11 protein-coding genes and 1 pseudogene are annotated in these 15419 nt (G+C 67.1%); 6 read left to right on the top strand and 6 right to left on the bottom strand.

Annotated features, from left to right (window positions below; genetic code table 11):
* Positions 1-17: 17 nt before the first annotated feature.
* From hscA to iscX, 3 genes are read left to right on the top strand one after another with little or no spacing between them, the layout of a single operon-like run.
* Entirely contained in the window at positions 18-1895 is a 1878-nt protein-coding gene (gene hscA, locus QM748_RS05810; protein WP_415246090.1) for a Fe-S protein assembly chaperone HscA, read from the top strand.
* The gene (gene fdx, locus QM748_RS05805; protein WP_415246089.1) at positions 1892-2233 is read left to right on the top strand and encodes an ISC system 2Fe-2S type ferredoxin; all 342 of its coding nucleotides are present in this window, start codon (positions 1892-1894) and stop codon (positions 2231-2233) included. The genes hscA and fdx overlap by 4 nt, the downstream gene beginning before the upstream one ends.
* A 1-nt stretch (position 2234) precedes the next feature.
* The gene (gene iscX, locus QM748_RS05800; protein ID WP_415246088.1) at positions 2235-2429 is read left to right on the top strand and encodes a Fe-S cluster assembly protein IscX; all 195 of its coding nucleotides are present in this window, start codon (positions 2235-2237) and stop codon (positions 2427-2429) included.
* Between the two features lie 58 nt (positions 2430-2487).
* Here iscX and QM748_RS05795 read toward each other — a convergent pair whose 3' ends face one another.
* The 6 genes and pseudogenes from QM748_RS05795 to dapC all read right to left on the bottom strand — a co-directional run bounded on the left by QM748_RS05795 (position 2488) and on the right by dapC (position 8417).
* Positions 2488-2943 (bottom strand): response regulator, encoded by a 456-nt coding sequence (locus QM748_RS05795; RefSeq protein ID WP_415246087.1) that lies wholly within the window; start codon positions 2941-2943, stop codon positions 2488-2490.
* A 33-nt stretch (positions 2944-2976) separates the two neighbouring features.
* Complete coding sequence (prmB, locus tag QM748_RS05790; protein WP_415246086.1) at positions 2977-3951, bottom strand: 50S ribosomal protein L3 N(5)-glutamine methyltransferase; 975 nt, start codon at positions 3949-3951, stop codon at positions 2977-2979.
* 39 nt (positions 3952-3990) lie between these two features.
* A pseudogene (gene dapE / locus QM748_RS05785) lies at positions 3991-5134 on the bottom strand (succinyl-diaminopimelate desuccinylase).
* Between the two features lie 35 nt (positions 5135-5169).
* Entirely contained in the window at positions 5170-6345 is a 1176-nt protein-coding gene (locus QM748_RS05780; RefSeq protein WP_415246085.1) for a PilT/PilU family type 4a pilus ATPase, read from the bottom strand.
* 42 nt (positions 6346-6387) lie between these two features.
* Positions 6388-7209, bottom strand: coding sequence for a 2,3,4,5-tetrahydropyridine-2,6-dicarboxylate N-succinyltransferase (gene dapD / locus QM748_RS05775; protein ID WP_415246084.1), 822 nt, complete (start codon positions 7207-7209; stop codon positions 6388-6390).
* Positions 7210-7223: 14 nt separating this feature from the next.
* Entirely contained in the window at positions 7224-8417 is a 1194-nt protein-coding gene (gene dapC / locus QM748_RS05770; RefSeq protein ID WP_415246083.1) for a succinyldiaminopimelate transaminase, read from the bottom strand.
* A gap of 203 nt (positions 8418-8620) precedes the next feature.
* On the opposite strand from dapC, the gene smc reads away from it, so the two are divergent.
* Genes smc through ligA form a run of 3 tightly spaced genes read left to right on the top strand, consistent with a single transcriptional unit; the run spans position 8621 to position 15347 of the window.
* Positions 8621-12148, top strand: a complete 3528-nt coding sequence (gene smc / locus QM748_RS05765) for a chromosome segregation protein SMC (RefSeq protein WP_415246082.1) — start codon at positions 8621-8623, stop codon at positions 12146-12148.
* A 32-nt stretch (positions 12149-12180) separates the two neighbouring features.
* Positions 12181-13293: a cell division protein ZipA C-terminal FtsZ-binding domain-containing protein gene (locus tag QM748_RS05760; protein WP_415246081.1), complete on the top strand. Its 1113-nt coding sequence runs from the start codon at positions 12181-12183 to the stop codon at positions 13291-13293.
* A gap of 5 nt (positions 13294-13298) precedes the next feature.
* Positions 13299-15347 (top strand): NAD-dependent DNA ligase LigA, encoded by a 2049-nt coding sequence (gene ligA / locus QM748_RS05755; RefSeq protein WP_415246080.1) that lies wholly within the window; start codon positions 13299-13301, stop codon positions 15345-15347.
* Positions 15348-15419: the final 72 nt, after the last annotated feature.

Raw genomic sequence — 15419 nt, 5'->3', positions numbered from 1 at the left:
GAGGCACGGATTCCCTGATGGCCCTGTTGCAGATCGCCGAACCCGGCATGTCCACCGAGCCGCACAAGCATCGGCTTGCGGTGGGCATCGACCTCGGGACCACCAATTCGCTCGTTGCCAGCGTGCGCAACGGCATTGCCGTGTGCCTGCCTGACGAGAGCGGCCGCACCATGCTGCCGTCCGTGGTGCGCTATCACGCCGATGGCAGCATCGAAGCCGGGCAGGGCGCGTCGAAGGCGCAGGCGACCGATCCGCGCAACACCATCGTCTCGGTCAAGCGCTTCATGGGCCGCGGTCTCAAGGACGTCGCCCACGTCGAGACCATGCCCTACGACTTCGAGGACGGTCCGGGCATGCTGCGGCTGCGCACGGTGCAGGGCGTCAAGAGTCCGGTCGAAGTGTCGGCCGAGATTCTGCGCGAACTGCGCTTGCGTGCCGAAGCAAGCCTGGGCGGCGCGCTGGTCGGGGCGGTCATCACGGTGCCGGCCTATTTCGACGACGCCCAGCGCCAGGCGACCAAGGATGCGGCGCGCCTGGCCGGGCTGGACGTGTTGCGGCTGCTCAACGAGCCCACCGCAGCGGCGGTCGCCTACGGTCTCGACAACGCCGCCGAAGGCGTTTATGCGGTCTACGACCTCGGCGGCGGCACTTTCGACCTCTCCATCCTGAAGCTGTCGCGCGGCGTGTTCGAGGTGCTGTCCACCAACGGCGACGCTGCCTTGGGCGGCGACGATTTCGACCACCGCCTGTTCTGCGCCATCCTCGAGCGTGCCGCGATCGCACCGCCTTCGCTGGAGGATTCCCGCCGCCTGCAGATGAAGGCGCGTGAGGCCAAGGAGTTGCTGACTTCCTGCGAGGAGGCGCCGATCCACCTGCGCCTCGGCTCGGGTGAGCTGGTCGACCTCGTCGTCACCCGCGACGAGTTTGCCGACATGACCCGCCACCTGGTGCAGAAGACGCTGACGCCAGTGCGCAAGGCTCTGCGCGATGCCGGGCTGACGCCGGAAGAGATCAAGGGCGTGGTGATGGTCGGCGGCGCCACGCGGATGCCGCACATCCAGCGCGCGGTCGCGGCCTTTTTCGGCCAGGAGCCGCTGACCAACCTCGACCCCGACAAGGTGGTTGCGCTCGGCGCCGCGATGCAGGCCAACGTGTTGGCCGGCAACCGCGCCGAACAGGACGACTGGCTGCTGCTCGACGTCATCCCGCTGTCGCTCGGCCTGGAAACCATGGGCGGACTGGTGGAGAAGGTGGTGCCGCGCAACTCCACGCTGCCGATCGCGCGGGCGCAGGAGTTCACCACCTTCAAGGACGGCCAGACTGCGATGGCGATCCACGTCGTCCAGGGCGAACGCGAACTGGTGGCGGATTGCCGCTCGCTGGCGCGCTTCGAACTGCGCGGCATCCCGCCGATGGTGGCTGGCGCGGCGCGCATCCGGGTGAGCTTCCAGGTCGATGCCGACGGCCTGCTGTCGGTGTCGGCGCGCGAGATGTCCTCGGGCGTCGAAGCGAGCGTGCTGGTGAAGCCGTCCTACGGCCTGTCCGACGACGAGATCGCCGAAATGCTGAAATCCGGCGTCGAACACGCCGGCGACGACATGATGCTGCGCGCGCTGCGCGAGCAGCAGGTCGAGGCCGAGCGCGTGATCGAGGCCACCGAGCAGGCACTGGCCAAGGACGGCCACCTGCTCGACGCCGGCGAGCGTGCCGCGATCGACGCCGCGATCGAACATCTGCGCGTGCTGCGTGCCGGCAGCGACCACCGTGCCATCAAGACCGGCATCGACGCCTTCGCGCGTGCCACCGACGAATTCGCTGCCCGCCGCATGGACAACAGCATCCGCAGCGCGCTGGCCGGCCACAAGGTAACGAGTTGGAACTCTGACCCATCATGACCCAGATCATTGTCCTTCCCCATGTCGAACTCTGCCCCGACGGCAGCGTGATCGAAGCCCAGCCGGGCAAGTCTGTCTGCGAAAGCCTGATCGAGAACGACATCTACATCGAGCATGCCTGTGAGATGTCCTGCGCGTGCACGACCTGCCACGTCATCGTGCGCGAAGGTTTCGAGTCGCTGCCGCCCGCCGAGGAGGAGGAGGAAGACTTGCTCGACAAGGCCTGGGGCCTGGAGCCGCAGTCGCGGCTGTCCTGCCAGGTCCAGGTCGGCGACACGCCGCTGGTCGTCGAGATTCCGCGCTACACGATCAACATGGCCCGCGAAGGAAAGCACTGAAATGAAATGGACCGACGTGCAGGAAATCGCCATCCAGCTGGCCGACACCAGGCCTGATGTCGATCCGACCAGGGTCAATTTCGTCGACCTGATGAACTGGGTGATGGCACTGCCCGAATTCGACGACGATCCCAAGCGCTGCGGCGAGCGCATCCTCGAAGGCATCCAGCAGGCCTGGATCGACGAAGTAGGCTGAGTTCCGTGCATGACGGGCGCCCGTGTGGCGCCCGTTTTTTGTCTTGCCCCAGCCCGGCTCAGTAGCCGTTGCGCGTGCTGGCGTCGCTGCTTTCGTTGACTTCCAGCCAGTAACAGGCGAGCAGGCCGATGACCTGGACGAAGCGCTCGAAATCCACCGGCTTGCGCACGTAGCTGTTGGCGCCGAGATTGTAGGCCTGCTGCAGGTCGAGCGATTCGCGCGAGGTGGTGAGCACCACCACCGGCAGCAGCGTGGTGCGCGAATCGGCGCGGATGTGGCGCAGCACTTCCAGGCCGTCGATGCGCGGCAGCTTCAGATCCAGCAGCACGACGGCCGGCAGAGGCCCGCTGTTGCCGGCGAAGCTGCCGGTGCCGAACAGATAGTCCAGCGCCTCGGCGCCATCATGCACCACGACCACCGGATTGGTGATCTGGTTCTTGCTGAAGGCATGGAGTGCAAGCGCTTCGTCGTCGGGGTTGTCCTCGACGAGCAGGATAGGACGGTTGTTGCTCATCGCTCAAGGCCCTCCTGGATCAGTCGGCGGTGTTCAGGACTGGCCGCCGGGAAGATCTTCCCGTTTCAGCACGAACACCATGTCGTCGCCACCACGGGTGGAGAGCCAGGTGAAGGGCAGGTCGGGAAAAGCCTCCTCGACGATGCCGCGGTTGTGGCCGACCTCGACGGCCAGCAGGCCGTTCGGGTTCAGATGTTCGGCGCCTTCGGCAATCAGCTTCCGTACGACGTCGAGTCCGTCGTCGCCGGCGGCGAGCGCCATGTGCGGCTCGTGCAGGTATTCGGGCGGCAGGGCGTCCATCGAGTCGCCGGTCACGTAGGGCGGATTGCTCAGGATCAGATCGTAGCGGCGCCCGCCGAGGGCAGAGAACACGTCCGAGTGCACCAGCTCGATGCGAGTGTCCAGGCCGTAGTCGGTCACGTTCTGCAGTGCAACGTCGAGCGCGTCGTCCGACAGATCCGCGGCCGTGACGTCAGCCTGGGGAAAGGCATGTGCCATCAGCACGGCGAGGCAGCCCGAGCCGGTGCACATGTCCAGCACGCTGCCGACTTCCTCGGGGTCGTCGATCCAGCCGGCGAGGCCGTCTTCCAGCAGTTCGGCGAAGAAGGAGCGCGGCACGATCACGCGCTCATCGACGGTGAAGCGGAAGTCGCCCAGCCAGGCTTCGCCGAGGATGTAGGCGGTCGGCACGCGCTCGTCGGCGCGGCGTTCGATTGCCTCGAACAGGGCGATGCGCTCCTCGGCCGGAATGCAGGCGTCGAGGAAAGGTTCGAGCCGGTCCAGCGGCAGCGCCAGCGAGCCTAGCAGCAGCCACACGGCCTCGTCATAGCTGTCGTTGGTGCCATGGCCGCAGAAGATGCCGGCGCGGTTGAAACGGGTGACGGCATAGCGCAGCCAGTCGCGCACGGTGACCAGCTCGGCCAGCGGGCCGTGATCGTGCTCATGATCATGCTCGCAGTCGCACTGCTCGTGGTCGCAATGTGTCTGATCGGACGGATGTTGCTTCATGGGCGTGTCGATTCCTAGTTTTTGCGTGGCCGGATGGCCTCATGCGGCCAGCAGGGCGCGCAGGGTGCGTTCGTAGAACCTGGGACAACGGTTCGATCGCCGAGGCTTCGATGCGCTCGTCAACCTGGTGAATGGTGGCGTTGACCGGGCCGAACTCGACGACTTCGGCACAGATGTCGGCAATGAAGCGGCCGTCCGAAGTGCCGCCAGTAGTGGATAGCTCGGTGGTGACGCCAAGGGTGTCGGAGATGGCGCCGGACAGCGCGGCGACCAGCTTGCCGCGGCCGGTGATGAAGGGCTTGCCCGACAGGTGCCAGTCGAGCTCGTAGTCAAGGCCGTGGCGGTCGAGCACCTCATGGGTTCGCGCCTTGAGGTCCTCGGCCGAGGACACCGAGCCGAAGCGGAAGTTGAACATGACTTCGCACGTACCCGGGATGACGTTGTTGGCGCCGGTGCCGGCGTGGATGTTGGATACCTGCCAGGTCGTCGGCGGGAAGAACTCGTTGCCCTGGTCCCATTCGATCGCGGCCAGTTCTGCCAGCGCGGGGGCGGAAGCATGGATCGGGTTGCGTGCGAGGTGGGGGTAGGCAACGTGACCTTGCTTGCCTTTGACCCGCAGGGTGCCGGACAGCGAGCCGCGGCGGCCATTCTTGATCATGTCGCCCAGCGTGCGCACCGAGGTCGGTTCGCCGACGATGCAGTAGTCCAGCCGTTCGCCGCGTGCCGCCAGGGCTTCGACCACCTTGACCGTGCCGTGCGTGGCGATGCCTTCCTCGTCGGAGGTCAGCAGCAGGGCGATGCTGCCGTGATGGTCCGGATGCGCGGCGACGAAGCGTTCGATCGAGGTGACGAAGGCGGCAAGCGAGGATTTCATGTCGGCTGCGCCGCGGCCGTGGAGCATGCCGTCGATGATGGTCGGCTCGAACGGCGGGGTCTTCCAGGCATCCGCCGGTCCCGGAGGAACGACGTCGGTGTGGCCGGCGAAGCACAGCACGGGGCGCTGGCTGCCGCGGCGCGCCCACAGGTTGGAAACGCCGCCGGTGTCGATGCGTTCGCATTCGAAGCCGGCTGCGCGCAGGCGCTCGGCGAGGAGTTCAAGGCAGCCTGCGTCCTCGGGCGTGACCGAGGGGCGGGCGATGAGTTCGCAGGCGAGGGCCAGCGTCGGGGAGTCGGCTTGGGGCATGCAGCGTGTTCTTGGGGTGAAGTGGGAAATTGCGCTCAGTTCTGATCGGAGTGCAATGTGAATTCATGGAACGACGCACCGTTGCTGCCATTCGGTTCGAGGTTGAGCAGGCTCGGCGAATCGGGCGCTGGCGCGGCAGCGGGCGCGGCATCGATCTGGGCGTTGTTGATCAGCCAGTGCAGGTTGGTCGGGGAGTCGGCGTTGGCGAGCGCCTCCTCCAGCGAGATGATCTTGTCGTTGTACAGCTCGTACAGGCACTGCTCGAAAGTCTGGCAGCCAGGCGCCAGGCTCTGCTCCATGGCCTGCTTGATTTCGTTGATTTCGCCGCGCTCGATCAGTTCGGCGATATGGCGCGTGTTCATCAGGATCTCGACCGCGGGCACGCGGCTGCCGTCCGGCTTGCGAACCAGCCGCTGCGAGACGATGCAGCGCAACGCGACGGCGAGGTCGAGATACAGCAGTTGCCGGTTCTCGAGCGGGAAGAAATTGATGATGCGGTTGAGCGCGTGGTAAGCGTTGTTGGCATGCAGCGTGGCAAGGCAGAGGTGGCCGGATTGGGCGTATGCGACCGCCGCCTGCATGGTTTCCCTGTCACGGATCTCGCCGATCAGGATGCAGTCGGGCGCCTGGCGCATCGCGTTGCGAAGGGCTTCGTTCCAGCTCAGCGTGTCGATACCGACTTCACGCTGGTTCACCACCGATTTGCGATGGGTGAACAGGTACTCGATCGGGTCTTCCACCGTCAGGATGTGGCCGCTGCGGTTGCGGTTGCGGTGGTCCAGCATCGACGCGAGCGTGGTGGACTTGCCCGAACCGGTGGCGCCCACCACCAGCACCAGCCCGCGTTTCTCCATCACCACGTCTCCCAGCACGGAGGGCAGGCCGAGATCATGGATGGCCGGAATGTTGCTCTGGATGTAGCGGGCGACGACTGCGATCGAATTGCGCTGCCAGAAGATGTTGACGCGGAAGTTGCCCAGGTCGCGGCGGCCGAAGGACAGGTTCAGTTCGCGCTCGCGCTCGAACTGGGCGAGTTTTTCGGCCGGTACCGCCTCTTCGACGATCCTGCGGATCATGGCCGGCTCCATGACCTGCTGGTTGATCGGCATCGTGTTGCCCTGGATCTTGATGTGGATCGGGGCGCCGGCGGTGATGAAGATGTCCGAGGCTTTCTTGTCCGCCATCAACTGGAAAAGGCTGTCGAAAATCATGCCCCGGCCATGCTCCGTCAGTAAGGGTTTCGGTCCATCGGCTCAGGCGCCGCGCAGCAGCTCGTTGATGCCGGTCTTGGCGCGAGTCTGGGCATCGACCTTCTTGACGATCACCGCGCAGTACAGGCTGTACTTGCCGCAGGCCGAGGGCAGGCTGCCCGGCACCACGACGGCGCCGGCAGGGACGCGGCCGTAGCTGACCTCGCCGGTCTCGCGGTCGTAGATCTTGGTGCTCTGGCCGATATACACGCCCATCGACAGCACGGCGTTTTCCTCGATGACGACGCCTTCGACGACTTCGGAGCGGGCGCCGACGAAGACGTTGTCCTCGATGATCACCGGACCGGCCTGGACCGGCTCCAGCACGCCGCCGATGCCGACGCCGCCGGACAGGTGCACGTTCTTGCCGATCTGGGCGCAGGAACCGACCGTGGCCCAGGTGTCGACCATCGTGCCTTCATCCACGTAGGCGCCGATGTTCACGTAGGACGGCATCAGCACCACGTTTTTGCCGATGAAGCTGCCCTTGCGGGCGACGGCCGGCGGCACCACGCGGAAGCCGCCTGCGCGGAACTGCTCGGGCGTGTAGCCGCCGAACTTGGTGTCGACCTTGTCGAAGAAGTTGAGCCCGCCGGCCGACACGATTTCGTTGTCGCGCAGGCGGAAGGAGATCAGCACGGCCTTCTTGATCCACTGGTTGACCACCCACTGGCCGTCCTTCTTCTCCGCCACGCGCAGCGTGCCGGCATCCAGGCCGGCGATGACGGTCTCGACCGCGTCGCGGATTTCGGCGGGCGCGGAGGCGGGCGACAGGCTGGTCCGGTTCTCGAAGGCGTCGTCGATGATCTTTTGCAGTGCTTGCATTGGCGTTTTCTCTCTCAGAGGTTCTTGCAGAAATCGATGATGCGTCCGGCCGCCTCGACACATTCGTGTGTGTCGGCGACCAGCGCGATGCGGATGAATCCGGCGCCCGGGTTGATGCCGCCGGATTCGCGGGCGAGATAGCTGCCCGGCAGAACCGTGACATTATATTCAGCCTGCAGACGGCGGGCGAACTCGGTGTCCGGCAGCGGCGTGCGCACCCAGTAGTAGAAGCCCGCGTCCGGCAGCTGGACGGGCAGCCAGGGCGCCAGCATCGGCGTGATGCGGGCGAACTTCTCGCGGTACAGGCGGCGGTTCTCGGCGACGTGCTGCTCGTCGTTCCAGGCCGCGACCGACGCGGCCTGCACCGCCGGGTTCATCTGGCAGCCGTGGTAGGTGCGGTAGAGCGCGAACTCCTTGAGGATCCTCGCATCGCCGGCGACGAAGCCCGAGCGCATGCCCGGCACGTTGGAGCGCTTGGACAGGCTGGAGAACATCACGACGTTGCGGAAATCGGTGCGCCCCAGCTGCCAGGCGGCTTCCAGGCCGCCGATCGGCTTCGCTTCGTCGTCGAAGTAGATCTCCGAGTAGCACTCGTCGGCAGCGATGACGAAGCCGTGGCGATCGGACAGCTCGAAGAGGTGCTTCCATTCGTCGAGTGACAGCACGCGGCCGGTCGGATTGCCGGGCGAGCAGACATAGACCAACTGCACGTCGCGCCAGGTGGCTTCGTCGATGGCGTCGAAGTCGGAGCCGAAGCCGCTTTCCGGCAGGTGATTCAGGAACAGCGGCTCGGCGCCTGCCAGGTAGGCCGCGCCTTCGTAGATCTGGTAGAAGGGGTTCGGGCACAGCACCCTGGCGCCCGGCCGGGTGCCGTCGATCACGCACTGGCCGAAGGCGAACAAGGCTTCGCGTGTGCCGTTCACCGGCACCACCTGGGTGGCGGGGTCGATCTTCGGCAGGCCGTAGCGGCGCTCCAGCCAGTGGGCGATGGCGCCGCGCAGGGCATCGCTGCCCAGGGTCAGCGGATAGCTGGACAGGCCGTCGAGGTTGTCAGCCAGGGCCTGGCGGATGAATTCGGGTGTCGGATGCTGGGGTTCGCCGATCGAGAGGCGGATCGGGCTCAGGTCCGGCGGCGGTGCGATGCCGGCAAACAGCTGGCGCAGCTTCTCGAAGGGGTAGGGCTGAAGGCGGGTGAGGTAGGGATTCACTTTGGCACAAAATCCACGCGGCGACAGCTTGCCGCAACTGAGTCGGAAAGGCCGGAAATGGTATCATGGCGGGCCTTGCCGGCAGTTCGCCGGGATGGCCGGCTCCAGCCCGGTAGCCGTTTCATTTCGTTCATCTGCCGCTTCGTCCCCGCCGTCGCCCTGCGTCGTCTTCTGCAGCCCAGTACCGATCCTTTCCTTCCGACGTGCGTCTGTCCAAGCTCAAACTTGCCGGTTTCAAGACTTTCGTCGACCCGACCACGGTACTGACGCCGGGCAATCTGGTCGGCGTGGTCGGCCCCAATGGCTGCGGCAAGTCCAACATCATCGACGCCGTGCGCTGGGTGCTGGGCGAGACGCGCGCCTCGGCCCTGCGCGGCGAATCGATGCAGGACGTGATCTTCAACGGCTCGACCACGCGCAAGCCGGTGTCGCGCGCCAGTGTCGAACTGGTGTTCGACAACGCCGAAGGGCGGGCGGCCGGGCAGTGGTCGCGCTACAACGAGATATCGGTCAAGCGCGTGCTCGACCGTTCGGGCGAGTCCACCTACTACATCAACAACGTGCACGTCCGCCGCAAGGACGTCATCGACCTGTTCCTCGGCACCGGGCTGGGGCCGCGCGCCTACGCGATCATCGAGCAGGGCATGATCTCGCGCATCATCGAGGCCAGGCCCGAGGACATCCGCGGCTTTCTCGAAGAAGCGGCCGGCGTCACCAAGTATCGCGAGCGGCGCAAGGAGACCGAGGGCCGGCTGCGCGATGCGCGCGACAACCTTGCCCGCCTTGACGACATCCGCATGGAGCTGGGCGAGCGCATCGGCCATCTCGAAGCCCAGGCCGAAGTCGCGGCGCGCTTCAACGCCCTGAGCACCGCCCACGTGCAGAAACAGCAGCTGTTGTGGCTGCTCAAGCGCAACGAGGCGCAGGCCGAGCAGGCCCGCCTGAGCGGGGAACTGAACGCCGCCACCTTGCGCATCGAGTCCGACAGCGCGCGCCTGCAGGAACTCGAAGCAGCGGTCGAGACCTCGCGTGAAACCCATTTCGAGGCCTCCGAGTCGGTGCATGTGGCGCAGAGCGACCTGTTTGCCGCCAGCGCCGAAGTGGCGCGGCTGGAAACCGAACTGCAGCACCTGGGCGAAGCGCGCAAGCGCCTGGAAGCCCGCCTGGCGCAGCTCGATCTCGACCGCGGCCACTGGGAAGCGCGGCGCGAGGCGCTGATCGAGGAGCGCGAGCGCTGGCTGGGCCTGGCGGACAACGCCGCGATGCGTGCCGAGCAGGCCGAGGAGCGGCACGGCGAGATTGCCGGGCGGGTGCCGGAACTCGAGTCGGACCGTCAGGCGGCGGACGCCACGGTAGTCACGGCGCGCCGCGAACTGGCGCAGACCGAGCAGCAGCTCCGGGTCGAGGAGGCCAACCGCGCCAGCGCGATGCGGGCGCTCGATGCCCTGCAGCAGCGCCGTGGCCGGATCGAAGGCGAGCGCGCCGCGATCGCCGGCCCGGACGAGCGCGACCTGGCCGAACGCGAAGCCCGCCTCGAAGCCCTGCAGGCCTCGCTCGATGAACAGCAGCAGACTCTGGCCGAGCTGCAGCAGCAGATGCCGGACGCGCAGGCCGCGCTGAAGGCCGCGCTGGAACACGAACGCGCGGTGCAGCGCCGCCTGACCGAGCTGCGTGCGCGCCGCGACGCGCTGGTGCAGTTGCAGGCCAAGGTGCAGTCGCAGGGCAAGCTCGGCGACTGGCTGAAACGCCACGGGCTTGACGGCCTGCCGCCGTTGTGGCGCAGCCTGCGTGTCGCCGAGGGCTGGGATGCGGCGCTGCAGGCGGTGCTGCGCGAGCGCCTGGCCGCGCTGCTGGCGCCCGATGCGGCTGCGGCGCACGCGCTGCTGGATGAAGTGCCGCCCGAATCGCTCGCAGTCGTGCTCGGCAGCGAGCACGACGCGGCGGCGCCCGCCTCGGCATGCGAAGGCCTGGAGCCGCTGCTGGCGAAAGTCGACGTGCTCGATGCCGCGCTGCGGCCATTGCTCGCCGGCTTCCTGCGTGGCGTGTATTGCGTTGATCGCCTGGACGACTGGCTGCCGCGCCACCGCGAACTGCCGGCCGACGTGCTGCTGGTCGGCGCCCGCGGCCAGATGCTGGGCCGGGGACTGCTGTCGCACTCCGCACCCGACAGCCGCACCCATGGCGTCATCGAGCGCCAGCGCGAGATCGATCATCTGGCCGGGCAGCAGACGGCGCTGGAAGAGGATGCCGCGCTCGCCTACGAGGCCATGCAGGCTGCCGAAATGGCCGCAGCGGCCTTGCAGGAACGAATCAACGGCTTGCGGCGCGACACCCAGGGCATGCAGGCCCAGGTCCACGCGGAGCAGGTCGAGGTGCTCAAGCTCGCCCAGGCGCGCAGCCGCGCAGAGGAACGCCACGGCCAGCTGGCGCGCGATCTGGAAGACCTGGTGCATCTCGAACAGACCGAGCGCGAACATGCAGCACGCGCCGAACGCGACCTGGCGCGGGCCGAAGAACTCGCCGAAGTCCAGCGCGAGCGCCTCGATGCCGCGATGGACGTGCTGCGCGAGCGCGAGCGGGCCGTGCAGGAGGCGCGCGCACTGGAGCAGGCCGCGGCGCGCGAGCTGCAGGAGGCGAAGTTCTCCGAGCGCGAATGCGCCGGCAAGCTCGACGACATCGGCCGCAACCTGCAACTGGCTGCCGAACAGTTCGAGCGCGCCGTCGCCGAGACGCAGACGCGAACCGCCGAACTGGAAGCCACCGATGACAGCCGCAGCGCCGATGCGCTGCAGACGGCGCTGGGCCTGCGTTCCAGCCGCGAAGCCGCGCTCGCGGCCTGCCGCGACGCGCTCGAAGACGCCGCGGCCCGGCTGCGCCAGGCCGAGGAAACGCGGCTGCGCACCGAGCAGGAAGCCGCGCCGCTGCGCAACCGCGTCGCCGAACTGCGGCTGGCGGTGCAGGCCAGTGAACTGGCGGTCAACCAGTTCTCCGAACGCCTGCTCGAAGTCGAAGCCGACGAGGCCGTGCTGCAGCCGCTGCTGACTGCCGACCTCAAGGAGAGCAGCCTGCAGCGCGAAGTGTCCCGGCTGGCGCGGGAGATCGCCGAGCTGGGGGCGGTCAACCTCGCCGCGCTGGATGAGTTGCGCAGCGCGTCCGAGCGCAAGGGCTATCTCGATGCCCAGACCGAGGACCTGTTGCAGGCGATCGACACCCTGGAAGACGCGATCCGCCGCATCGACCGCGAGACGCGCGAGCAGCTGCAGGAAACCTACGACACCGTCAATCGCCAGTTCGGCACTTTGTTTCCGCAGTTGTTCGGCGGCGGCCGGGCCGAACTGGTGCTGACCGGCGAAGAGATCCTGGATGCAGGCATCCAGATCGTCGCCCAGCCGCCGGGCAAGAAGAACACCTCCATCCACCTGCTTTCCGGCGGCGAGAAGGCACTCACCGCGATTGCGCTGGTCTTTTCGATGTTCCAGCTCAATCCGGCGCCGTTCTGCATGCTTGACGAGGTGGATGCGCCGCTGGACGATACCAACACCGAACGCTACGCCAACATGGTCAAGCGCATGTCCTCGCAAACCCAGTTCATCTTCATCAGCCACAGCAAGATCACGATGGAGTTCGCACAGCAACTGGTGGGGGTGACGATGCAGGAGCAGGGAGTGTCGCGCGTGGTGGAAGTGGACATGGAAGAAGCGCTGCGCCTGGCCGAGCCGGCGGCAGCCTGAAGAACACAAGCAATTCGGGAACCCCTCTTATTATGGACAGCGAACTTCAGATCGCCCTCATCGGTGCAGGTCTCGGCCTAGTGGTGCTGATCGTCGGCTACAACAAGTGGCAGGAACGCAAGCACCGCAACAAGGCCGAGAAGGTCTTCACGAACGAGCATCGCGACGTTTTGCTCGAGCCGCGCGGCAGTGCCCCGGTTGACGAACGCGCCGGACGGCGGGAGCCCGGGATCGGCAACGGAGCTGGTGCCGATGAGGACGGCGAGGCCGTGCAGGCGCCACGCCCGGTGCGCGAGGCATCGATCATGCGCTCCGCGCCCGAAGCACCCGCGCTGCTCGATCCGCGCACCGATTGCGTGATCCGCCTGGAGGCGATCGAAGCGCTCGACGTGCGGCTCCTCTGGCAGGCGCAGGCCGAGCAACTGGCGGACATGGCCAAGCCGGTGCGCTGGTTCGGCTTCAACGACGCCGAGAATGTCTGGTTCCCGCTCGGCCCGGACAGTGCCGGCGCGTGCCACTGGTTCTGCGTCGGGCTGCAACTGGTCGACCGCCGCGGCTCGATCGGCGAGGCCGATTTCATGCGTTTCTCCGGCGGCGTGCAGCGCGTGGCGGACATGGTGATGGCACTGCCGCCGGGCGTGCCGGCGCGCAGCGAAGCGCTGAGTGTGGCGACCGAACTCGACCGCTTCTGCGCCGACGTCGACGTGCAGATCGGCGTCAATGTGGTTGCCGTCGAGCACCCCTTCGATGGCCGGGAGATCGAGAAGCTTGCCCGCCGGCACGACCTGGCGCTGGCTGCCGACGGCAGTTTCCATGCGATCGCCGACGATGGCTCGACGCTGTTTACCCTCGTCAATCTCGAAGACGGCCAGTTTATCGACGAGGGCATGACGACCAAGGGCTTCACCCTGGTGATCGACGTGCCTTGCGTGCGGAATGGCGTCGCCGCCTTCGATCGCATGATCGAAATCGCCGGTGACTTCGCCCGCCTGTGCAAGGGCGTCGTCGTCGATGACAACCGTGCGCCGATCGGCCCCGAGGCGGCAGAGGTGATCCGCAGCCAGATTCGCCAGTTCCAGGGTCGCATGGCCGAGAACGGCATGCCTGCCGGCGGCCCCCTGGCCCGGCGCCTGTTCGCGCTGTGATGGAAATGCCCGTGTCCGTACCGCAGCGCATCCAGGCGCTGCGGGAAGAAATCGCGCGCCACGACCACGCCTATTACGTGCTCGACGCGCCGACGGTGCCGGACGGTGAGTACGACCGCCTGTTCCGCGAGTTGCAGGCGCTGGAGGAAGCGCATCCCGAACTGCGCACACCGGATTCGCCGACCCTGCGCGTCGGCGGCAGGCCGCTCGCGCAGTTCCCGCCGGTTCGCCACCGGGTGCCGATGCTGTCGATCCGTACCGAGACCGACACCGAGGCCAGCGGCGCGCAGACTTTCGATGGGCGCGTGCGGCGCGAGCTGGGGCTGGGTGAGGGCGACGCCGAAGTCGAGTACGCCGCCGAACTGAAATTCGACGGCCTGGCGATCAGCCTGCGCTACGAACACGGCCTGCTGGTGCAGGCCGCCACCCGCGGCGACGGCGAAACCGGCGAGGACGTCAGCAGCAACATCCGCACGATGCGCGCCGTACCGCTGCGCCTGCATGGCGAAGCGCCCACGGTGCTGGAAGTCCGCGGCGAAGTCTATATGCGCCGCGACGACTTCGAGGCGCTGAACCGGCGTCAGGCCGAAGCCGGCGAAAAGACCTTCGTCAATCCACGCAATGCCGCAGCGGGCAGCATCCGCCAGCTCGACCCGGCGATCGCCGCGCGCCGGCCGCTGTCCTTCTTCGCATACGGCCTGGGCGAAACCGAGGGCTGGGCGCTGCCGGCGACGCATGCCGGCGTACTCGATGCCATTGCCGCCTTCGGCCTGCTGGTATGCGAGCACCGCGCGGTGGTGCAGGGCGCGGCCGGACTGGCGGCCTTCCATGAACGCATCGCCGGCCTGCGTGATGCACTGCCTTTCGACATCGACGGCGTGGTCTACAAGGTCAATTCGCTCGAATTGCAGCGCCAGCTCGGCTTCGTCACCCGTGAGCCGCGCTGGGCGGTGGCGCACAAGTATCCGGCGCAGGAAGCGGTGACGCTGCTGCGCGACATCGAAGTGCAGGTCGGCCGCACCGGCGCGCTGACACCGGTGGCGCGGCTGGAGCCGGTCTTCGTCGGCGGCGTCACCGTCACCAATGCCACGCTGCACAACCAGGACGAGATCGACCGCAAGGACGTGCGCATCGGCGACTGGGTGATCGTGCGCCGCGCCGGCGACGTCATCCCCGAAGTCGTCGCGCCGGTCGCCGAGCGGCGCCAGGGCGAACTGCCGCGCTTCAGTCTGCTGGAGCGTTTTCCTGCCTGTCCGGTGTGCGGCTCGCATGTGGTGCGGGGCGAGGACGAGGCCGTGGCGCGCTGTACCGGCGGCCTGTTCTGCCCGGCCCAGCGCAAGCAGGCGCTGCTGCATTTCGCCGGCCGGCGGGCGATGGACATCGAAGGCCTGGGCGACAGGCTGGTCGAGCAGCTGGTCGACGCCGCCATCGTCAAGACGCCGGTCGACATCTACCGGCTCGGCATCCTTGCGCTGGCGAACCTGGAGCGCATGGGTGAGAAGTCGGCGCAGAACCTGCTCGCGGCGATCGAGAAAAGCCGCGCGACGACGCTGGCGCGTTTCATCTTCGCGCTCGGCATCCGCAATGTCGGCGAAGCCACCGCACGCGATCTTGCGAAGTATTTCGGCAAGCTCGACGGCCTGATGGAAGCCGATGTCGAGGCCTTGCAGCAGGTGCCGGACGTCGGCCCGATCGTCGCCCGCTCGATCGTCGAATTCTTCGGTGAGCCGCACAATTGCGAGGTCATCGAGCAACTGCGCGCGGCAGGCGTGCATTGGCCGGAAAGCGAGCCACAACGGGAGCCGCAGGGCGGACTGGCGGGGCAGATATTCGTGCTTACCGGCACCTTGCCAACGCTGACGCGCGACGAGGCGAAAGCGCTGATCGAGGCGCGGGGCGGCAAGGTCGCGGGCTCGGTGTCGAAGAAGACCACCTGGCTGGTCGCCGGCGCGGAAGCCGGCTCCAAGCTCGTCAAGGCGCAGGAACTGGGCGTGGACATCGTTGACGAGCATGGACTGCATGAATTACTGCGCAAAACGGATACAAATGCCTGATGCAGGTGCGCACCGCTTCGCGCATCATGCCGGGCGCACCGGTCAGGCCGGGTACCAACGATTCACTGGAAC

The organism is Thauera sp. (genome assembly GCF_047601425.1).
Taxonomy (GTDB): Bacteria; Pseudomonadota; Gammaproteobacteria; order Burkholderiales; family Rhodocyclaceae; genus Thauera.
The sequence above is the reverse complement of the archived record's forward strand: the minus strand, read 5'-3'. Positions and strand labels throughout refer to the sequence as shown.

Excerpts from the sequence above, each read along its gene's own strand:
- hscA (WP_415246090.1), top strand. The coding sequence starts at position 18 with ATGGCCCTGTTGCAGATCGCCGAACCCGGCATGTCCACCGAGCCGCAC.
- fdx (WP_415246089.1), top strand. The coding sequence starts at position 1,892 with ATGACCCAGATCATTGTCCTTCCCCATGTCGAACTCTGCCCCGACGGC.
- iscX (WP_415246088.1), top strand. The coding sequence starts at position 2,235 with ATGAAATGGACCGACGTGCAGGAAATCGCCATCCAGCTGGCCGACACC.
- QM748_RS05795 (WP_415246087.1), bottom strand. The coding sequence starts at position 2,943 with ATGAGCAACAACCGTCCTATCCTGCTCGTCGAGGACAACCCCGACGAC.
- prmB (WP_415246086.1), bottom strand. The coding sequence starts at position 3,951 with ATGAAGCAACATCCGTCCGATCAGACACATTGCGACCACGAGCAGTGC.
- QM748_RS05780 (WP_415246085.1), bottom strand. The coding sequence starts at position 6,345 with ATGATTTTCGACAGCCTTTTCCAGTTGATGGCGGACAAGAAAGCCTCG.
- dapD (WP_415246084.1), bottom strand. The coding sequence starts at position 7,209 with ATGCAAGCACTGCAAAAGATCATCGACGACGCCTTCGAGAACCGGACC.
- QM748_RS05760 (WP_415246081.1), top strand. The coding sequence starts at position 12,181 with ATGGACAGCGAACTTCAGATCGCCCTCATCGGTGCAGGTCTCGGCCTA.
- ligA (WP_415246080.1), top strand. The coding sequence starts at position 13,299 with ATGCCCGTGTCCGTACCGCAGCGCATCCAGGCGCTGCGGGAAGAAATC.